This is a genomic window from Cupriavidus sp. HE11, assembly GCF_056097175.1.
Map to the genome: position 1 here is coordinate 1,803,729 of NZ_CP184465.1, position 20,224 is coordinate 1,823,952.

The 20,224-nt window shown below is 67.3% G+C and carries 17 protein-coding genes; 8 read left to right on the top strand and 9 right to left on the bottom strand.

The window, feature by feature from the left end; all coding sequences use genetic code 11:
- The first annotated feature begins 34 nt into the window (after positions 1 to 34).
- On the top strand, positions 35 to 577 hold the full coding sequence (locus ACOABP_RS25415; RefSeq protein ID WP_474228436.1) for a cytochrome P460 family protein: 543 nt from the start codon (positions 35 to 37) through the stop codon (positions 575 to 577).
- Between the two features lie 218 nt (positions 578 to 795).
- Positions 796 to 1,137, top strand: coding sequence for a hypothetical protein (locus tag ACOABP_RS25420; protein WP_474230546.1), 342 nt, complete (start codon positions 796 to 798; stop codon positions 1,135 to 1,137).
- A 72-nt stretch (positions 1,138 to 1,209) separates the two neighbouring features.
- Here ACOABP_RS25420 and ACOABP_RS25425 read toward each other — a convergent pair whose 3' ends face one another.
- Positions 1,210 to 1,467: a hypothetical protein gene (locus ACOABP_RS25425; RefSeq protein WP_474228438.1), complete on the bottom strand. Its 258-nt coding sequence runs from the start codon at positions 1,465 to 1,467 to the stop codon at positions 1,210 to 1,212.
- A gap of 164 nt (positions 1,468 to 1,631) precedes the next feature.
- On the opposite strand from ACOABP_RS25425, the gene ACOABP_RS25430 reads away from it, so the two are divergent.
- Positions 1,632 to 2,210 (top strand): recombinase family protein, encoded by a 579-nt coding sequence (locus ACOABP_RS25430; RefSeq protein ID WP_474228439.1) that lies wholly within the window; start codon positions 1,632 to 1,634, stop codon positions 2,208 to 2,210.
- Positions 2,211 to 2,410: 200 nt separating this feature from the next.
- Here ACOABP_RS25430 and mnmH read toward each other — a convergent pair whose 3' ends face one another.
- The gene (mnmH, locus tag ACOABP_RS25435) at positions 2,411 to 3,472 is read right to left on the bottom strand and encodes a tRNA 2-selenouridine(34) synthase MnmH (RefSeq protein ID WP_474228440.1); all 1,062 of its coding nucleotides are present in this window, start codon (positions 3,470 to 3,472) and stop codon (positions 2,411 to 2,413) included.
- 222 nt (positions 3,473 to 3,694) lie between these two features.
- Here mnmH and ACOABP_RS25440 point away from each other — a divergent pair, with 222 nt between their 5' ends.
- Positions 3,695 to 4,609: a helix-turn-helix domain-containing protein gene (locus ACOABP_RS25440; RefSeq protein WP_474228441.1), complete on the top strand. Its 915-nt coding sequence runs from the start codon at positions 3,695 to 3,697 to the stop codon at positions 4,607 to 4,609.
- Between the two features lie 230 nt (positions 4,610 to 4,839).
- Positions 4,840 to 5,721 (top strand): sensor histidine kinase, encoded by an 882-nt coding sequence (locus ACOABP_RS25445; RefSeq protein WP_474228443.1) that lies wholly within the window; start codon positions 4,840 to 4,842, stop codon positions 5,719 to 5,721.
- 26 nt (positions 5,722 to 5,747) lie between these two features.
- Here ACOABP_RS25445 and ACOABP_RS25450 read toward each other — a convergent pair whose 3' ends face one another.
- The 6 genes from ACOABP_RS25450 to ACOABP_RS25475 form a co-directional block, all read right to left on the bottom strand.
- Positions 5,748 to 6,215, bottom strand: a complete 468-nt coding sequence (locus ACOABP_RS25450) for a CBS domain-containing protein (RefSeq protein WP_474228445.1) — start codon at positions 6,213 to 6,215, stop codon at positions 5,748 to 5,750.
- A 294-nt stretch (positions 6,216 to 6,509) separates the two neighbouring features.
- The gene (locus tag ACOABP_RS25455; protein ID WP_474228446.1) at positions 6,510 to 7,586 is read right to left on the bottom strand and encodes an alpha-hydroxy acid oxidase; all 1,077 of its coding nucleotides are present in this window, start codon (positions 7,584 to 7,586) and stop codon (positions 6,510 to 6,512) included.
- A 2-nt stretch (positions 7,587 to 7,588) separates the two neighbouring features.
- Positions 7,589 to 8,275 (bottom strand): Fe2+-dependent dioxygenase, encoded by a 687-nt coding sequence (locus ACOABP_RS25460; RefSeq protein WP_474228448.1) that lies wholly within the window; start codon positions 8,273 to 8,275, stop codon positions 7,589 to 7,591.
- 61 nt (positions 8,276 to 8,336) lie between these two features.
- Positions 8,337 to 10,574 (bottom strand): TonB-dependent receptor, encoded by a 2,238-nt coding sequence (locus tag ACOABP_RS25465; RefSeq protein ID WP_474228450.1) that lies wholly within the window; start codon positions 10,572 to 10,574, stop codon positions 8,337 to 8,339.
- Between the two features lie 353 nt (positions 10,575 to 10,927).
- The gene (locus ACOABP_RS25470) at positions 10,928 to 12,334 is read right to left on the bottom strand and encodes a HAMP domain-containing sensor histidine kinase (protein WP_474228451.1); all 1,407 of its coding nucleotides are present in this window, start codon (positions 12,332 to 12,334) and stop codon (positions 10,928 to 10,930) included.
- Between the two features lie 3 nt (positions 12,335 to 12,337).
- On the bottom strand, positions 12,338 to 12,988 hold the full coding sequence (locus ACOABP_RS25475) for a response regulator transcription factor (RefSeq protein ID WP_474230547.1): 651 nt from the start codon (positions 12,986 to 12,988) through the stop codon (positions 12,338 to 12,340).
- A gap of 255 nt (positions 12,989 to 13,243) precedes the next feature.
- Between ACOABP_RS25475 and ACOABP_RS25480 the strand changes: the two genes are divergently transcribed.
- Genes ACOABP_RS25480 through ACOABP_RS25490 form a run of 3 tightly spaced genes read left to right on the top strand, consistent with a single transcriptional unit; the run spans position 13,244 to position 19,031 of the window.
- A complete protein-coding gene (locus tag ACOABP_RS25480) occupies positions 13,244 to 14,446 on the top strand; it encodes an efflux RND transporter periplasmic adaptor subunit (protein ID WP_474228452.1) in 1,203 nt (400 codons plus the stop codon).
- 2 nt (positions 14,447 to 14,448) lie between these two features.
- On the top strand, positions 14,449 to 17,604 hold the full coding sequence (locus ACOABP_RS25485) for an efflux RND transporter permease subunit (protein ID WP_474228453.1): 3,156 nt from the start codon (positions 14,449 to 14,451) through the stop codon (positions 17,602 to 17,604).
- The gene (locus ACOABP_RS25490; protein WP_474230548.1) at positions 17,604 to 19,031 is read left to right on the top strand and encodes an efflux transporter outer membrane subunit; all 1,428 of its coding nucleotides are present in this window, start codon (positions 17,604 to 17,606) and stop codon (positions 19,029 to 19,031) included. The genes ACOABP_RS25485 and ACOABP_RS25490 overlap by 1 nt, the downstream gene beginning before the upstream one ends.
- Before the next feature lie 4 nt (positions 19,032 to 19,035).
- Here the strand turns inward: ACOABP_RS25490 and ACOABP_RS25495 are convergent, their stop codons facing one another.
- Positions 19,036 to 20,037: a hypothetical protein gene (locus ACOABP_RS25495; protein WP_474230549.1), complete on the bottom strand. Its 1,002-nt coding sequence runs from the start codon at positions 20,035 to 20,037 to the stop codon at positions 19,036 to 19,038.
- Positions 20,038 to 20,224: the final 187 nt, after the last annotated feature.

A 20,224-nucleotide genomic window follows, 5' to 3' on the forward strand; every position in this document is an offset into this window, starting at 1 on the left:
ATGGACTCCCGATCACCGAACTCGCGGAGCCACCATGAAGTCGATGTCCGTCGTAGCCCTGACTGCGGCCGCAACCGTCCTGCTGGCGGGGGCCGCCGTTGCCGCCGGGCAGTCCGTGGCCAGCCCCGGGCCCGCTGCCACGCCGAGCCCTGCCAATCCCGATGCGTCGCCCATCTACGGCGTGACGCTGCCGGAGGGTTACCGCAACTGGCAACTGGTTGCCCCCGCCCTTGAAGGCGAGCCACTGAACGAACTGCGCACCGTGGTGGGCAACAAGGTCGCCATCGATGCGTACAAGCGCGGCGAGCTGCCGTTCCCCGATGGCGCGGTGCTGGTCAAGCTGGCGTGGAAATACACGCAATCGCCCGAGTTCAAGTCCGCACTGGTGCCTGGGCACGCCACCACCGTGCAGGTCATGGTCAAGGATTCGAAGAAGTACGCCGCATCGGGCGGCTGGGGCTACGGGCGCTTTATCGACGGCAAGCCCGCCGATCTGGCGCAGCACCAGACCTGTTTTGCCTGCCACGCCTCGCTCGTCAAGAATCGCGACTACGTGTTCACGCGACTCGCGCCGTAGTTGCGCGTGTCCCGCCAGCCCGGCATCGCACCGTGGCACCGATTCATCGTGCCAATGCAAAAAATACGGGCGATTTCGGCAACGTGCCGCGCCAACACCGTTCAAGCTTCAGCGGCGCCGCCATGCGGCCTTTCCCTGTTTGTGTTTCCGGATTTTCCGTTTCCGGCCGGACGCCCCTGTCCGGCCCTTGTTAGAGAGAGAGAGAGAGGAGGATGATGATGCTGAAGAAGACCGTACCGATGCTGGTCGTTGCCGCGCTGACGGCGCTGGGTGCTGTGCAACTGGCCCACGCGCAAGCGAATTCCGGGCGCACGCTCCGGAAAGTCGACCCCTATACCGATGGTGCCAAGGTCGGCAAGCCCGACCCGTACCTGGACGGTGCAAAGGCCGACAAGTTCGACCCGTACGCGGGCGGCGCCAAGACGTCGACCCGCACGGACCTGGCCCCCCGAAAGCCGGACCCGTACACCGATGGCGCCAAGGCCGGCAAGCCCGACCCGTATCTGGATGGTGCCCGGACCGGCAAGCCCGACCCGTACACCGACGGCGCAAAGCAGTAAGAACCCGGATGGGCGTCTGCCGGACGCCATCCGCCCGAGAGCAAGACGTAATGCCGGCGTTGCCAGGACTGATCAGGCGCCGCCGATCTCCCGCCATATCCCCGGCAGCGCCACCGTATTCTCCACCCCGCCGAAAGCAACGTGAGCGCGGCGCTGCAGGCCGGATTCGACGCACATCTGCCCAAGCCCGTCATGGTGGACGACCTGCTGTCCACGCTCCTGAGCGTTCGGCTTGCCTGACGGCCGGCGCACCACCGGGGTGCGCCGCTGCGTCCAGCAGTTCGGCCGGCATGGCTTCAAGTACGAAACGACGATGCCGGCGTAGTGCATCGACGGTCTCGCGCAGTGCGGCAATCGACTGCCTGTCCAGAAAATGGCAGGTAGGTCGCCCCCCGACGGTACATTGCAGCGTTGTCCGGAATGTCCGGGTTTCAGGACATCCCTGCTATGCTTGCACTCACTATCGATCACGTCATCGGTAACGAGCCGCCCCCATGCCCTCGACCCACGTCTACACCAACCAGGCCTCCACCCTTCGCGAGTTCGAAGGCGAATGCGTCAGCTTCGACGCCGCGGGATATGTGGTGGATTTCGGTCAGGCATGGTGGGAGTGCAGCCCGGCCTCGATTGCCGCGCTGGATCGTCCGCGCATGCAGCAACTGCTGCGGCGGCTGCGTGCAGGCGATGTGGTGGCGACGCTGCGGCTCTGCAGCCTTGGCAGCTCCGTGCGCGATGTGGTCGCCACGGTGGAGCGGTTCCGGGCACTGGGCGTGAAACTGCACTGCATCGAAACCGGCGACGCGCTGCTGACCGACGACACTTCCACGGCATTCCGGACACTGCAGGCCGTCGAAGGCATGGAGCGCGACACGCGCAGCGCCCGGATGAAGGCCAGCGCCGAGCAGGCCGTGGAGCGCGGCAGCCGGCTGGGCCGGCGCCCCGCGCTGGCGTCCAACGTGCACGATGAAATCCGCGCGGCATTGCGCCGGGGCACGTCGGTCAGCGAACTGGCGCGCAACTTCAAGGTGTCACGCCAGACCATCATGCGGATCCGGGACGTCCACCCGGAGTAGCGCCTGAGGCCGCTTTTCACGTGCCATGTGGGACCGGTGGCGGCCGACGCATTCCCTTGCCCGGTGCGCCGCACCATTCGCGACCACGCGATGGCGTGTTTCGCGGAGGCGGCGAGGCCGTTGTGGGCGAGGACTCGCATCATTCGTTCCGGGTCACCAGTGGTGGCGCGGTGTGATGCAAACACAATATCTGACGGGGCCTACCCCGGCCAGCGCGCCTTGACCCGCTCGGCAATGACCGCGGCCAGTGCCTCGATACCTTCGGCCGACAGGCTGTCAGCCGTGACGGTCATGCGGTCATCCCATCGATGGAAGTGCTTGCGTTGCGACCGCGCATAGGACGGGTCGTAGTGCCGGGCAGCCAGTTCGGCGAACAGGTCGGGCAGGTCGCGGGCACGCGCCATGGCTTGCCAGGCGTCGATGGTGGTCTTGCCGTGCAGCGCCTTGAGCCGCCCGAGCTGTTCGGCCAGCCATTCGGGCCGGTCGCCCAGATAGGCATAGTCCCGCAACAGGAAGGCCAGCCGCGCCGGCATCGGCACCTCGATTTCCAGGCAAAGGCTGTCGCGCATGCGGGCCACCAGCGGCACCGGCAGGTTGAGCTGGCCGATGCGCGCCCCTTCGCCTTCGACAAACAGCGGACGGGACAGGTCGATTTGTTCGATGGCATCGGCCAGCGCCGTCTCGAAGGCGGTCTGCGAGGGCTGCCGCACGTCCGGCAGCGCGCCCAGCAGCGATCCCTTGTGCCGGGCCAGGCCTTCGATATCGACCACCTGCTCGCCGTGCGCCGCCAGCGCCTGCAGCACGCGCGTCTTGCCGCTGCCGGTGGCGCCGCAGATCACCACCAGCGGCAGTTGGGGTGCCAGGGCTTCGAGTGTGGCGATGACATGACGCCGCCATGACTTGTAGCCGCCGGCCAGCTGCTGGGCGTCCCAGCCCACCATGCGCATCCAGGTGGTCATCGAACCGCTGCGCAGCCCGCCGCGCCAGCAGTAGACCAGCGGCCGCCAGCCCTGCGGCCGGTCGGAAAACTGCTCGCCCAGATGGCGGGCCAGGTTGGCGGCCACCATGGCGCCGCCAACCCGCCGGGCCTCGAAGGCGCCGGACTGCTTGTACAGCGTGCCGACGATGCGCCGCTCCTCGTTGTCGAGCACGGGGCAGTTGATCGCTCCCGGAATATGGTCAATCTCGAACTCGGCCGGCGAGCGCGCGTCGATGATGGTGTCGAAGGCGTGGCGGTCCTCCACGCGCACGTAGGGTTTCATGAGGGAGGGATCACACCGGCCGGGGAAAGATCTACTTTACTGGAGGCGGCGCGAAGCGTCAGATATTTTGTGGGCGGTGGCACGGCGCCCCGGAAGCGTGCGATAGCCTGCGGTAGCGCCATGCGGCGGGCGGGGTCTGCGTGCTATGCTGCGCCGGCCTGTTTCTGCAAGGATCTGGTAAGAATCAGGCAGCATCATCGTAATTCTTCGCGGACTTTCGCCATGCCGACTACCCAAACCACCTCCGCCCCGAAGGGACCGTCAGGACTGGTCGATACGTTCGGCTGCTCCGCGGACAAGCTCGGCGCCGACCAGGCCCTGGCCGGCAGCGACATCCAGTTCTATCGCAAAAGCTCGCGCCTGCAGTCGGGCCAGATCGCCATGCCGGCGGCCGAACGCGGGTTTGTCGCGGGCATCGCCCTGCAGGCCGGCCACCGCCGCCGCATCATCGCCGGGCAGCACGCGCGCACGCACGATTTCGCGGCCGGCGATATCTACGTCCGCAGCCTGTCCGAAGACTACAAGGCCGACTACCAGACCCGTTTCGATTTCATCCTGATGGAGCTGCCGCGCAGCTTTATCGAGCGCACCAGCAGCGAACTGGGTCGCACCCGCCAACGCGCGCTGCGCGATACGGCCGGCCAGCCCGACCCCGTGCTGGCGCACCTGGCCCAGGCGATGGTGCCCGCGCTGAGTCATCCCGAGCATGCCTGTCGGCTGTTTGTCGACCAGTTGAGCCTGACCATCGGCGTGCACCTGGTAGGCCAGTATGGCGAGGAGCCGGTGGCATCGCGCAAGGTCAACCGCCTGCTGTCGCCGCGCAGCGTGGCGCGGGCCAAGGAACTGCTGGCCGCCAGGATCGACGGCGACCTGTCGATTGCCGAGGTGGCCGACGCCTGCCAGCTGTCGCGCAGCCATTTCACGCGCGCCTTTCGCGATACCACCGGGCAGACCCCCTATCAATGGCTGATGGCCCAGCGGCTGGTGCGCGCCTGCGCGTTGCTGCAGGATGCCGGTGTGCCACTGGCGCAGGTGGCCGTGGTTTGCGGCTTTTCCGACCAGAGCCACTTCACGCGCGTATTCGCCCGGCACATGGGTATGGCGCCCGGCGTCTGGCGTCGCCGCCATCTCGGCTAGGGTTGCCCACCCGCATGGCGGGATCGAAGCCGGAAAAGCGGCATGACGGTCACTGATAACGCGGCAATTCAGCGCACAGACGTTCCAGGCGCGGCACAAATCGACAAGTCAATTCCCCGGGCATGCCGTAGATTGCGTCTGACTGCCGCATGGCGCGCCGCCGGAAGCCACAAGCTTCCGGTCCTCTGGCCGCTTGCGGTGTTTCATTGTTGCCAACTGGAGACGCCGCCGTGGCACCACAAAGCGACCCGCCCGCGGGGGCGGCATTCCAGCTGGACGCCATCCGCATGGTGCGCGACGTCGCGCAGGCCATCGAACGGCGTATTCAGGAAAATCTCAGCGGTGCCGGCCCCGACGCCGGCGCGTGCCGCACCGAGACGGCAATCGTCCAGTGCCTGCAGGAGCAGATGGTGCATCTGTCGCGCGTGGCTACGCTGGGCACGCTGGCCGCGTCGATCGCGCATGAAATCCGCCAGCCGCTGACCGCCATTCGCATCGAGGCCGGCACCATCGAGCGCTGGATGAAGCGCGATGCGCCGATGGCCGGCGAAGTCAGCGAAGGCATCCGCCGCATCCAGGAACAATCCGAGCGCGCCGAGCGCGTGATCCGCAGCCTGCGCGCGCTGATGCGGCGCGAGCCGCTGCCGCCCCAGCCCTTCCGCCTGGACGATGCGTTGCACGAGGTGCTGCCGCTGGCCGATTGCCGGATCAGTGTCGCCTGCGTGGACCTCCGGCTCGATCTCGACGCGTCGTTGCCGCCGGTGCATGGCGACCGCGTGCAGATCCAGCAGGTCATGCTCAACCTGTTGCTCAATGCGGTGGAGGCCAGGCGCGACGGCCCGGCGGGCGGCGCCCGCGTGACGTTGCGTACGCGACACCGCGGCGACGGCATGGCCGTGATCGAGGTCATCGACAATGGCCGTGGTATCGAACCCGACCAACTGGCCCGGATCTTCGAGCCGTTCTTCAGTACCAAGGACGATGGCATGGGGATCGGGCTTGCCATCTGCCGGTCGATCGTCGAACTGCATGGCGGCACCATTGCCGCCGCGTCGGGCGATGGACAGACCACGGTGACCGTGGCCCTGCCGTTGTACGCGACCGCCGCTTAGGCGCGGCCGGCGCGCAGGCGCAAGGGTCAGGCCGCGCCGGCCGCAGCCTCTGCTGCGTCAGCACCCTCAGTACCGTCAGCGGCCTGCGGGGTCTCGGGGCGCAGTGCGCGCAGGATATCGCGCCAGCTCACGATGCCGACCGGCCGGAAACACTCGTCCACGATGGGAATGCACGACACCTGGTGGGTCAGAAACAGGTCGATCGCATCGGCGATGGCGGCTTCCGGGCGCAGCGTGATCGGCTGGCGGGACATGATCTGGTGCACGCGCCGGTTCAGCGTATTGAGATCCCTGGCGGATTCCACGTTGCTGCCGATAAAGGGACTCATGGCCCGCAGCAGGTCGCGATCCGACACCACTCCGTGCAACCTGCCGTCTTCCACCACCAGCAGATGGTGGAAACTCGCGGCGTCAAAAATGTCTTTTACCGTTGCCAACGTGTCATCGAAGACCACGGTGGCTACCTGTTTCGACATGATGCTGTCAATACTCACTACTGGCTCCGTTCAGCTAGATCAGGCGCGCATCGCCGCATGCGATGGGCAGCGGATGCGCGGGTGACATGTGCCCGATAGGTATAACGGCAGCACCGGCCGGAAACTGAAGCACGGCCGGCGTGCGGCCGAAGAAGCACCAGGTCGGCCTGCGTGGGATCGGACACCATGCGGCGCACGATGGCGGTGAACAGGGCTTGCAGCGCATCGGAGACCATCTCGCCGCAGCCCTGCCGATGAAGTACTGCCGGAGCGAGCCGATGCCGGCACCGGCACGCTCGGCCACGGCCTCGCCTATCGTAGCTGGATGGCAGCGCTGTCGAGCGCGTCGAGACGCGGACAGCCCAGCAGTGCCATCGACACTTCCAGTTCCGTCTGCAACATCGTCAGCATATGCGCCACGCCGGGCATGCCGCCCACCGCCAGCGCGTGCAGGATCGGCTGGCCGATCAGTACCGCCCTGGCGCCCAGCGCGATGGCCTTGACAATATCGGTGCCGCGCCGGATGCCGCCATCGAGCAGGATCGGCACCGCACCGTTGACAGCCTGCGCCACGGCCGGCAGTGCGTCGATGGTGGCCGGCACGGTGTCCAGCGTGCGCCCGCCATGGTTCGAGACGATGATGCCTGCCACCCCGGCATCGAGCGCCGGCCGTACGTCGGCCGGATTGAGCATCCCCTTGACCAGCACCGGCAGCGGCGTCTGACCGCACAGCCATGCCACATCCTGCCAGGTCGGCGCGTGGCGCAGCATGCTCCGGAACACGGGGCTGCCGTGGCTGGCATCGTGGGCCTCCTGGGGTGGCAAGTCCGCCAGGTTGACGGCCCTGACGCCATCGGGCAGCCGGAATCCGGCGCGCTGCTCGACATTGCGGATGCCATTGACCACGGCATCGATCGTCAGCACGATGGCCCGGTAGCCGGCCTGCTCGGCGCGGCGCAACAGGGTCAGGGTGTCTTCGCGGCGCGGCTGCAGGTAGAGCTGGAACCACAGCGTCGTGGTGGAGGTGCGGGCGATGTCCTCCAGCGATACGCTGGCCTGCGTGCTGACCGTCATCCATGTACGCGTCAGCGATGCCGCATGTACCGTAGCCAGTTCGCCATCGGGATGCACGAGCTTGTGATAGGCGGTGGGGGCGATCAGCAGCGGATAGTCGAGTTCCTGGCCGAACAGTTCCGAGCGTGCCGACGCCTGCGACATGTCGACCATGGCGCGCGGCATGAGGCGGATGCGCTCGAAGGCCGACTGGTTGTCGCGCTGGGTGATGCCGTCGGCCCCATATCCGGCGATATACCCGGCAACAGCCGGATGCACGCACTCGTGGAAGCGGCGCTCGTAGTCGCGCACGGAAACGGTATCGGCAGGAATCATCGTCAAAGCTCGGCCCAGCGCCGCAGCAGGTTGTGATAGTGGTTGACCAGAGACAGCACCGCGTCGTCGCCGTCGCCAAGGCGCGTGCGGATGCCGATGATCGTCATGTCGAGGTCGTGCAGCGTGGTGCGCATGCCGTTGTCCTTGACCATCGACTGGGCCCAGAAGAACGAGGCCCAGCGGCAGCCACGCGTGACGGGCGTGACACGATGCAGCGACGAGGCAGGATACACCACCATATGCCCGGCCGGCAGCTTGACGGTGTGCGTGCCGAACAGGTCCTCGATGACCAGTTCGCCGCCGTCGTATTCGTCGGGGTCCGACAGGAACAATGTGCTGGAGACGTCGGCGCGCATGCGCAGGCCGCCCGTGCCGGGCATGGTGCGGATGGCGTTGTCGACGTGCGTGCCGAACGTCATGCCGGCTTCGTAGCGGTTGAACATCGGCGGCAGTACCCGCAGCGGTAGCGCGGCCGAATGGTAGGCCGCGCAACGGCCCAGCGCCTGCAGGATGAAGTCGGCCAGTTCCAGTGCGTCGGCGGTATGCGTTGGCAGTTGCAGGTTGGCCTTGGACTGCGCGGCCAGGTCGCCGGCCGTGACGCGGCCATCCACCCAGGACGACGCCTCCAGGCGCTGCCTGAGCGTGCGGACTTCGTCGGGAGTCAGGACATCGGGGATCCGGATCAGCATGGTGGGGATTCTCGGGGAGGACGGCCAGCCCCGCGAGGGGGCTGGCCCGGTTGCGGCAGGATCAGAACGTCACGCCGACGTTGAACAGCACGGTGCGGCCAGAGGCCGGCACCGCCCGTGTTGCGTTGAACGCCGATGCATAGTTCAGGCTGTTGGTGAGGTTGTAGCCGTTGAGCGACGCCCGGAACCTGCCCTGCTGGTAGGCCAGCATGGCATCGAGCGAGAAGGTGTCGGGCACGCGGCCCGTGTTTTCGGAATTCGCCCAATAGCCGGACGCGTACCGCACGCCGCCGCCCAGCGTCAGCTTGCCGGGCAATGGCACGAGCGCGTGCGGGATGTCATACGCTGTCCACAGCGTCAGGTTGTGGTGCGGTACGCCGGGCGCCACCTTGCCCACCAGCGCCGGCCTGGCGGCCGCTGTCACCTCGCCATCCAGGTACGCATAGGCCAGATTGGCCGACCAGTTCGTGGTGATCCGGCCCGTCAGTCCCAGCTCGGCACCGCGTATGCGCCGGCCCTCGCCGCTGTCGGAGAAGCCGTTGGCAACCGCGCCTGTCACGGGGTCGACCGTGTAGGCGTTGGATTTCCGGATCTGGAACAACGCCCCGGTCACGCCCAGGCGCTTGTCGAGGAAGTCCAGCTTGGTGCCGACTTCCACGGTATCCGACCGCTCCGGCTCGTTGGCCGCTCCGGCCTTCGGCACCTCGGTCTGCACGCCGCCCACGGCCAGTGCGATATCGGTGCCCACGGGCCGGTAAGAGCGCGAGAACGACGCGTAGAACATGGTGTCCTGGGTCGGCTCCCAGATCGCGCTGATGGCCGGACTCAGCTTCTTCGAATCCGCCGTGCCGCCCGCCGTCGAGGCGCTGGTCTCATATTCGCTGCGGAAGTAGTCCCAGCGCAGGCTGCCGAGCAGCGAGACCTGGTCTGTCAGCCAGAAACGGTCGTTCAGGAATACGCCGACATTGGTGGAGTTGGCGTCGCGCGTGGCCACGTAGTTGACGCTCACATTCTTGCTGGCGTCGAACACCGGGTCGACGATGGTCTGGTTGTTCAGGCGGCCGGTCCAGCTGCCGATGTCGCGATGATCGCGCTGGTAGTTCATGTCCAGCCCGGCCATGGCGCGGTGGCGGAAGCTGCCGGCATGGAACTCGCCCCTGGCGCTCAGCACGTTCTGCAGACCCCAGCCCCGCTGCATGTATGTCATGCCGCCGCGTGCGCCGTACCGCAGCGGCGCGTTGCCGCCCGCCAGCAGCTTCTGCAGCGTGGCCTGGTTCACCCCGGCGGGGTTGGTGCCCGAGAAGTCGCGGTCGTAGTAGCTGAAGCGCGTGTCGTTGTTCAGCGTGATGCCGTTGCCTGTCGTCGTCTGGAGGAGCGAAGTCACCACATGCGCGTCGCTGGTGTCGCGGTCGGTATTGCGCACATAGGAAGTGGACCGCGACAGGCCCGGCACATCGTACTCGGTGATCGGGCGGTACACGCCGTCGGTGTCCTGTGCCATCGGCACCCCGTAGTCGGGCGCGCCGCTGCGATGCAGGTACGCGTAGTTCAGGTGCCATTCGGTGGGCGTGCCCAGACCCGTGCCGAAGTCGATGGCCAGGCCGCGCCGGTCATCGTCCACATGATCGCGGTCGGGCACGCGGCCGTCCTGGAACATGCCGTTGATGCGCAAGGCGGTGGTCTCGCCGAGCTGGTAGTTGCCGTCGAGCATGGTGCGGTAGGTCGGGCCGGCCCCGAAGCTCTGGTCGATGCTGGTACGGGTGCCCTTGCCGGCCTTCTTCGAAGTCTGGTTGATCAGGCCGCCCAGGTTGCCCACGCCGAAGCTCTCGCCGGATGGCCCCTTGATGACTTCGACGCTGTCCGTGTTGAAGCTGTCGCGCCGGTAGGCGCCGAAGTCGCGCAGGCCATCGATGTAGACATCGCCCTTGGCCGACAGGCCGCGAATGCGGAACTGGTCACCGTTCTGGCCGCCATTGCCCTCGCCGGTGGAAATCGTGATGCCGGGCACGTTCTTCAGCGCCTGTTCCAGCGAGGTCACCTGCTGCTGCTCCAGCACGTCGCGCGGAATGACGAAGATGGTCTTGGGCGTTTCCTTCACGGTATCGGGCAGCCGCGCGATGCCGGTGGACGCTTCATTGGTGTTCTCGATGCCCTTGCCGGTCACGGTGACCGCCGGCAGCACCGTGGCGGCCTGGGCGTGGGCGATCTGTGGAAGCGCCGTGATCGTGAGGGCGGTACCGGTGCTTGCCGCGCCGGACACCAGCACGCGGATCGATGACGAGAGGATTTTCTGCTGCACAACTGAGCTCCAGCTTGACGACAACAATCGGGACGGATGCAGGCATCCGTTGCACCGGTCAGGCGACGGGTGCGCGGGCGTGGTCGAAGGGGGGCGGAGTAGGTGTGACGCGGAGGCTTGCTGGTCGCTGGGGGCGATGGCTGGCTATGGGGCGGGCGGATGCGTTCAGGGGCATCGACATGACCCGGCCCGGCGCCTGTGTTTCTTCAACAACGGGCGCCAACGTAAGCGATGCGGCTACGGCGGGTCAATCAAAGTACGGGCGGGACGAGATATTTCGGAAAACTTCGAAAATCTCGCAAAGAATGACTGACTCGGAATTCTCCGAGCCGTCAGAGGGCGCGCGACAGCCGTCAGACCAGCCGCTGCGGTTCGGTGCCGGCGGTGGCCGAAGTCGCGGGTAGCACGATGCTGGCGTCCAGGCCGCCTTGCGCGCGATTGGCGGCGGAGGCGGTGCCGCCGTGAGCGGCGATGGCGCGCCGGGCAATCGACAGGCCCAGGCCGAAGCCGCCCTGATTGGCCTGGGCCTGGACGAACGGTTCGAACATGGTCTGCAGCAACTGCGGCGGCACGCCCGGTCCCTGGTCGGACACGCAGATGCGGTACTGGCGGCGGTCGGTGTCATGGACGAAACTGACTGTCACGGTCTGGCCCGCTGCCGACACATGCAGTGCGTTGCGCACGACGTTCTCGACGGCCCGGCGGATCAGTTCCAGGTTGCCACGCATCGGCGCCTCGCCTGGCGATGCCGCGTCGAAACGGATGCGCACGCCACGGTGCGAGCCTTCGAAATCGGCATCGGCGGCCACGGCTTCGCAGAGTTCTCGCAGGTCGAAATGGTCGGCCGCAGGCTGGTTCCCGCTTTCGATCCGCGACAGCGTCAGCAAGCCGGCAACCAGTTCGTTCAGGCGCGCTGCCTCGCGTTCGATGCGGTTCAGCGACTGGCCGATCCGCGCGGGGTCCTGGCGCGCCAGCCCGGCCGCCACGTGCAGCCGTGCCAGCGGCGAGCGCAGTTCGTGCGAGACATCGTGCAACAGCCGCTCGCGGCCTTCCACGAGCTGGGCGATGCGTGCGGCCATGGCGTCGAAGTCGCGCGACAGTTCGGCAATCTCGTCGTGGCGGCCCTGCACGCCGGCAGCCGTGCGCACCGCCAGGTCGCCGGCGCCAAAGCGGTCGAACGCGCGCTGCAGCCGTTGCAGCGGCGCGGTCAGGTACCAGGCCAGCGCGATGCTGTAGAGCAGGCCGCAGAGCACGTAGAGCACGATGATCGGCGCAGGCGGCCCGGTATCGGGCGGCAGCCGCGACAGTACGTCGGGCGGCGCATAGTGGATCTGCCACGGCTGGCCGTCCGGACTCCAGACGAGATCCTCGGCCAGCGGATCGGACGTGGTGGAAACACGCGACCATGTGAGCGTGCCCTGGCCGACCAGTTCGCGCTGGAAGCGTTCAAGCGCGGGCTGTCCGCCCGTCTCCATCAGCGTCCGCGCGGCAGCCAGCGTGTTGCGCGCGGAAGCCTGCTGTATTTCATGGATGAGCTGCACGTGCGGCGCATCGTTGCGCAGTACGGTGAACCATAGCCAGATGCCGATCGATACGGCCGTCACGGTCAGGCAGAAGCCGGCCATGATCTTCCAGAACAGCCCGCCCACGGGCAGGCGGCCCAGCCAGGAGCGGCGTGGCGGCCTGGGCGCGTCGGGCGCGTCCGGGGTGTTGGGGGTGTCGGGACGGTTGTGGATGGAAGTCTCCGCGTGGCGCTGCATCGTTCAGTCACCCTGTTGGCCATCGAGCCGGTAGCCGAAGCCCCAGACCGTGGCAAGCATCGATTCGGGCGCCCCCGCGGCTGTCAGCTTCTGGCGCAGGTTGCCGACATGGACGTCGAGACTGCGGTCGTACTGCATGCGGGGGCGGCCCAGTACCTGCAGCGACAGGTCGTCCTTCGACACCGCGCGGTCGGCGTGGCGCACCAGGAATTCGAGCAGGTTGAATTCGGTGACGGTCAGTTCCAGCGGTTGTGCGTCCACGCGGGCGCTGCGCTGGGACGAGACGATCGTGACCGGCCCGGCCGTCAGTTCGTCGGCGGGTTCGGTGCTGGCACCGCCCTGGGTCCGGCGCAGCACCGCGCGCAGCCGGGCCACCAGTTCGCGCGGATAGCAGGGTTTGGGCACATAGTCGTCCGCGCCCAGTTCCAGGCCGATGACGCGGTCGATGTCGCTGCCCTTGGCCGTCAGCATGATGACGGGCACCGTACTGCGGGTGCGGATCTCGCGCAGCACTTCGATGCCGCTCACGCGCGGCAGCATGATATCGAGCAGCACCGCCACGAACCGGCCCGACGTGGCAAGCTCCGCGCCGGCTTCGCCATTGGCGCAGGCGGTCACGGCAAAGCCTTCGCCCGCCAGGTATTCGCCCAGCATGTCGCACAGCTCCGCATCGTCGTCGATCAGCAGGATTTCCACGTCTTGGTCCGTATTCCGATGCCGCATTATCGGCCATCTGCGCCGCCACCGAGCCGGTGGCCGGCCGGCTTTACAGGTTCTTTACGTATTCCTTTGCAGTTGCTTACCCCTGCCGGAAAGGCCCCTCGCGACAATGACTGCAAGCCAATCGTCCGGGGCTCGACGTTGATTTTGCATCACTTCGTCATGCCGCCGGTTTCAGGAAGGGAATGCATGACAACAGGAATCCACCGCGTGCTGCCGCTGGGCACGGTGCTGGTCGCCGCCACGCTGATGGCCGGCTGCCACGGGAACGAAGGCGCCGCGCCGGCCGCCGCGCTGCCGGAAGTCGGCGTGGTCACGATCGCGCCGGCCAGTACCACGCTGACCACCGAACTGCCGGGCCGGGTGTCGGCCGCGCTGGTGGCGGAGGTGCGCCCGCAGGTCGGCGGCATCGTGCAGAAGCGGCTGTTCACCGAAGGCGGCCAGGTCAAGGCCGGCGACGTGCTCTACCAGATCGACCCCGCGTCCTATCAGGCGGCCTATGACAACGCGCGCGGCGCGGTGGCCAAGTCGCGGGCATCGCTGGCGGCAGCCCGGCTCAAGGCGCAGCGTTACAAGGAACTGCTCGACATCAAGGGCGTAAGCCAGCAGGACTACGACGACGCCAAGGCGTCGCTGGATGCCTGCGAGGCCGATGTCATCGCCAACGAGGCGTCGCTCCAGAGCGCCCGCATCGACCTGCAGCGCACGCGGGTGACGTCGCCCATCGCGGGCCAGATCGGCAAGTCGGGTGTCACGCCCGGGGCGCTGGTGACGGCCAGCCAGACCACGGCCCTGGCGACGGTGCAGCAACTCGACACCGTCTATGTCGACGTGGTGCAGTCCAGCGCCGAACTGCTGCGGCTGCGCGCCCGGCTGGCCGATGGCTCGATGCGGCGGGGCGGTGCCGATGTCGGCCTGGTGCTCGAGGACGGCAGCGCCTACGGGCTGGGCGGCAAGCTGCAGTTCACCGACGTCTCGGTGGACCAGGGCACCGGTGCCGTGACGCTGCGGGCCACGTTCCCGAATCCGGCGCACCAGTTGCTGCCGGGCATGTATGTGCGCGCCGTGCTGCAGGAGGGCACGGACGACAAGGCGCTGCTGGTGCCGCAGAAGGGCGTGAGCCGCGACAGCAAGGGCAATCCGACCGTGATGGTGCTAGACGGCGAAAACCGCATCCATGTGCGGCAGGTCAGCACGTCGCGCAGCGCGGGCACCAGCTGGGTGATCGCCTCGGGCATCAGTGCCGGGGATCGCGTGGTGGTGGACGGCCTGCAGAAGGTGCGTGACGGCATGGCTGTCACGCCGGTGGCGGCCGGCGGCGGGCACGCCGCGGCGCCCGTGGTTGCCAACAATGCGCAGGCCGGTGCCACGCAGGCCGGGAGGGCCGAATAACGATGTCGCGCTTCTTTATCGACCGGCCCATCTTTGCCTGGGTCATTGCCATCGTCATCATGCTGGCCGGCGGGCTGGCGATCCGCACCCTGCCGGTGGCGCAGTATCCCGAGATCGCGCTGCCGTCGGTCAGCATCGCCGCGACCTACCCGGGCGCTTCGGCCAAGACCATCGAGGACAGCGTCACGCAGGTGATCGAGCAGAAGATGAAGGGCATCGACAACCTGCGCTACATGTCGTCGTCGAGCGACTCCGCGGGCAATGCCTCGATCCGGCTGACGTTCAATGCCGGCACCGATCCCGATATCGCACAGGTGCAGGTGCAGAACAAGCTGCAACTGGCAACATCGCTGCTGCCCGCCACGGTGCAGCAGCTGGGCGTGTCGGTGACCAAGTCGTCCACCAGCTTTCTGCTGATCGTCGGCTTCGTGTCGGAGGACGGCAAGATGAGCCAGGCCGACCTGTCGAACTATGCGGTGTCCAGCATCCAGGACCCGATCAGCCGCGTGGATGGCGTGGGCGATGTGCAGGTCTTCGGATCGCAGTACGCGATGCGCATCTGGCTGGACCCCGACAAGCTGCGCAGCTTCCAGCTGGTGCCGGCCGATGTCAAGACGGCCATCGAGGCGCAGAACACGCAGGTATCGGCCGGGCAGATCGGCGGCGCACCGTCGGTGGCGGGGCAGCAGCTCAACGCCACCGTGACGGCGCAAAGCCGCCTGCAGACGCCCGAGGAATTCGAGGCCATCCTGCTCAAGACCACGACCGACGGCGCCACGGTGCGGCTGCGCGATGTGGCCCGCGCGGAAATCGGCAGCGAGAGCTACGACTCCACGTCGCGTTACAACGGCAAGCCGGCTACCGGGCTGGGTATCAAGCTGGCTACCGGCGCCAATGCGCTCAGCACCGCGCAGGCGGTCAAGGCCAAGGTGGCGGAGCTGTCGGCGTCGCTGCCGGCCGGCGTCAAGGCCGTCTATCCGTATGACACCACGCCGTTCGTGACGCTGTCGATCCAGGAAGTGGTGAAGACACTGGTGGAAGCCATCGCGCTGGTCTTCCTGGTCATGTACGTGTTCCTGCAGAACTTCCGGGCCACGCTGATTCAGACCATTGCCGTGCCCGTGGTGCTGCTTGGCACGTTCGGCGTGCTGGCGGCGCTGGGTTTCTCGATCAATACGCTGACGATGTTTGGCGTGGTGCTGGCGATCGGGCTGCTGGTCGACGATGCCATCGTGGTGGTGGAGAACGTCGAGCGCGTGATGGCCGAGGAAGGGCTGCCGCCCAGGGAAGCCACGCGCCGGTCGATGTCGCAGATCACGGGCGCGCTGATCGGCATCGCGCTGGTGCTGTCGGCCGTGTTCGTGCCGATGGCCTTCTTTGGCGGCTCTACCGGCGTGATCTACCGGCAGTTCTCGGTGACGATCGTCTCGGCCATGGCGCTGTCGGTGGTGGTGGCGATGGTGCTGACGCCCGCGCTGTGCGCGGCACTGCTGAAGCCGCACGGCAAGGGCGGCCATGCGCTGGCGACGCGCGGGCTGGCGGGCTGGTTCAACCGTACATTCGACCGCGGCGCGTCCCGTTATGAAGGTGCCGTGCGCGGCATGCTGGGGCGCCGCCGCCGCTACCTGGCGCTGTATGCGGCGCTGGGTATCGTCATGGCGCTGCTGCTGGCGCGCCTGCCGGGATCGTTCCTGCCCGAGGAGGACCAGGGCATCCTGATGACGCAGGTGCAGCTGCCGGCCGGCGCCACACAGGCCCGGACGCTGGAGGTCATCAAGCAGGTGGAGCAATACTATCTGGGGCAGGAAAAGGATGCCGTCGCATCGGTGTTCGCGGTGGTGGGGTTCAGCTTCGGCGGCAATGGCCAGAACAACGCCATGGTGTTCGCGCAGCTCAAGGATTGGAGCGTGCGCGACAAGGCGTCGCTGCGGGCTGCCGCCATCGCCGCGCGTGCCCGGGGTGCGTTCGCGAAAATCCGCGAGGCCAACGTATTCCCGATGGTGCCGCCGGCCGTGATGGGCATGGGCAACTCCACCGGATTCGACCTGCAGCTCAAGGATACCGGTGGGCTCGGCCACGACAAGCTGATGGCTGCGCGCGATGCGTTGCTGGCGGCCGCGGCAAAGGACCCGGCACTGGTGGCCGTGCGCCCGAACGGGCAGGACGATACGCCGCAGGTCAGCCTGCATATCGACCACGCCAGGGCCGGTGCGCTGGGCGTAAGCGTGGCGGACATCAACGACGTGCTGTCGACGGCATGGGGCGGCGCATATGTGAACGACTTCCTGCACCAGGGGCGTGTCAAGAAGGTCTATGTGCAGGGCATGGCGTCGAGCCGCATGATGCCCGAAGACATCGACCACTGGTACGTGCGCAACAGCGATGGCGACATGGTGCCGTTCTCGTCGTTCGCCAGTGCGTCATGGACGCAGGGGCCGCCCCGGCTGGAGCGGTACAACGGCGTTTCCGCCGTCGAGATCGTGGGTGAAGCCGCGCCGGGCCACAGCTCGGGCGAGGCCATGGCGGCCATCGAGCGGATCCTGCAGACGCTGCCCGACGGTATCGGCCACGAGTGGACCGGATTGTCGGACCAGGAACGCATGTCCGGGTCCCAGGCGCCGGCACTGTACGCCATCTCGGTGCTGTTCGTGTTCCTGTGCCTGGCTGCGCTCTACGAGAGCTGGTCGATTCCGTTCTCGGTGATGCTGGTGGTGCCGCTCGGCATCCTGGGCGCGCTGGTGGCGGCCACGCTGCGGGGGCTCGACAACGACATCTACTTCCAGGTGGGGCTGCTGACGACGATCGGGCTGTCGGCCAAGAACGCGATCCTGATCGTCGAGTTTGCCCGGCAGCTCTATGCGGAGGGCATCGATCTGACCCGCGCCACGCTGCAGGCCGTGCGCATGCGCCTGCGGCCGATCCTGATGACGTCGTTCGCGTTCATCCTTGGCGTGCTGCCGCTGGCGACCAGCACCGGGGCAGGCGCGGGCAGCCAGAACGCACTGGGTACCGGCGTGGCCGGGGGCATGCTGGCGGCCACGCTGCTCGGCATCTTCTACGCGCCCCTGTTCTTCCACATGATTACCGACGTGATGGCGCGGCGCGCCACGGAGCGCAAGCGTCTTGCACTGGATGCAGACACACAGGAGCAAGCATGATGCAAAGACCGACGATCGCGGCCGTGGCGCTGGCCTGCCTGCTGGCGCTGGCCGGGTGCAGCACGATGGCGCCTGCCTATCAGCGGCCGGACAGCGCCACGCCTGCCGCCTTGCCCGGCGGCGAATCGCAGGGAAAGACCACCGCCGATGGCGCTGGCGAGGTGGCGGCCAGTGACCTGCCGTGGCGCGAGGCCATCACCGACGCCACGCTGAGGCGCCTGATCGTGCTGGCGCTGGACAACAATCGCGACCTGCGCGTCAGCCTGCTCAATGTCGAGAAGGCGCGCGCGCAGTACCAGGTCGAGCGGGCAGCGCTGTTTCCGACGATCAATGCCACCGCGGACGGCTCTGCATCGCGCACGCCGGCATCGTACGCCGGCACCACGTCGGCTACCACGACGCATCAATACAGCGTGGGCGTCGGCGCCGCGAGCTACGAGCTGGACCTGTTTGGCCGCGTGCGCAGCCTGCGCGACCAGGCGCTGCAGACCTATCTGGGTACCGAGGCGGCACGCCGCGCGGCACAGGTGACGCTGGTGTCCGAGGTTGCCACGGCCTATCTGACATGGAGCAGCGATGCCGCCCTGTACAAGCTGGCCCAGCAGACGCTGGCCGCACAGCGCGGCACGTACGACATCACGCAACGCAGCTTCGAGCTGGGCACGGCGTCGGCGCTGGACCTGAAGCAGGCGCAGACCAGCGTGGACAGTGCGCGCGTGGACGTGGCGCGCTATACCGCGCAGATGTCGCTGGACCGCAATGCGCTGGCGCTGCTGCTTGGTGCGGAAATCCCGGACGATGTCGCTCCGCTGGAAGACCTGACGGCGGGTGTGGTCCGCGAGGTGTCGGCGGGCGTTTCGTCCGACGTGCTGCTGGATCGGCCCGATGTGCGCGAGGCCGAACATACGCTGCAGGCGGCCAATGCCAACATCGGTGCGGCCCGCGCGGCGCTGTTCCCGCGTATCAGCCTGACGGCCAGTGCCGGAACGGCTAGCGGCGAGCTGTCCGGACTGTTCAAGGCGGGGACGGGCGCCTGGGCGTTCGCGCCGTCGGTGAGCCTGCCGCTGTTCGATGGCGGAGCCAATCGCGCCAATCTCGATGCGGCAAAGGTCAGCGGGCGCATCGAGGTGGCGAACTACCAGAAGGCCATCCAGACCGCCTTTCGCGAGGTAGCCGATGCGCTGGCCACGCGCGGCACGATCGACGAACGGCTGGCGGCGCAGCAATCGCTGACCGATGCCAGCCAGGCCGCCTACGACCTGTCGCTGGCGCGCTACCGCAAGGGCGTGGACAGCTATCTGAGCGTGCTGGTGGCACAGCGTTCGCTGTACGCCGCGCAGCAGGACCTCGTCACGCTGCGGCTGACGTGGCAGGACAACCTGGTGACGCTGTACAAGGTGCTGGGCGGCGGGGCGGACGGGGTGTGAGGTGTCAGAAGCTGGCGGCCAGGCCCAGCGACACGCCGGACACGTTGTTGCCGAAGACGTAGCGCACCACCGCGCGCACGCGCGTGACGAAGACTTCATGTGCCGTGGTGTCCAGTTCCAGGCCCATCCCCAGCGTGGTCAGGTAGTTGAAGCCCAGCGCGCCGGCCTGTGCCCCGAGGTAGTGCGAGTGCGACAGTTCGAGCACGTAGCGCACGGGCCGGTCCATCGCGAAGTAGCCGGTCGGGGCGCGCCAGCGCGCGTACAGGTTGGCGGTCTGGGCAATGGCCGATCCCTGTACCGCATCCGACGAGCCGCCAAAGCTCTTCAGGTGGATATTGGTGTAGCGCAGTTCCACGTCGATGTCGTGCTCGGGCCGATAGTGTTCCCAGTCGATCATGACCGATCCACCCAGCCCGTAGGCGTTGAGCGATCCGCCGTCGAGGAAATTGATGTTGCGGTCGGTCTTGTGGTTCACGAAGCCTTGTGCCAGCCGCAGGTCGCTGGACACATTGCCCAGCGACGCATTGAAGATCGGGCGGAACACCAGTTCCTTGCTCTCCGTCAGCGGGAAGTCCCAGCCGATGCCGACGGTGCCGGCCACGGTATTCCAGCGTGTGGGCAGTTCGCGCGACTCCGTGCCGTTCGATGCCACGAAGGTGGGGTCGTATCGGCTGTAGGCGATCGACCCTTCCATATAGATCGGGGTGGACTTGCTGAGCGTGAAGCCGCCGCCCAGCTGCGACATGACGATGCCGGGGTTGGCGGTCTGCCCGTTCGAGATCGACAGTGAACTCGACGCCAGGTCGGGTACCACCGAAAAGCTCATCAGCGTCAGCACTGCATTGGCCTGCCGCTGGACGGCCGGGCCAAACACCACCTGGAAATCGGGAGGCTGCTGCTGCGCGAGCGCCGGCACCGCGCCGCCCCACAGCAGCGCGGCGGGCAGCAGCGCGGCCAGGCAGCGCCGACGGACGAAACCGGATCCTGGAAGCGTCATGCGGCCCATGGGGTCGGCCGGATAGGCCCGGCGGCGAACGGCAATGGTGCCAAGCGTACGCCAGCGCGGGGCGGCTTGCGAATTGGACCAAAGCCGTATGGACAAGGCGCCACCGGGCCCGTCAAGCGGCGTATTGGCCCAAGGTTCCATTGCGGCGCGTCTGGCCGCCATCTATATGTTGTGCTGATAGCCGGAG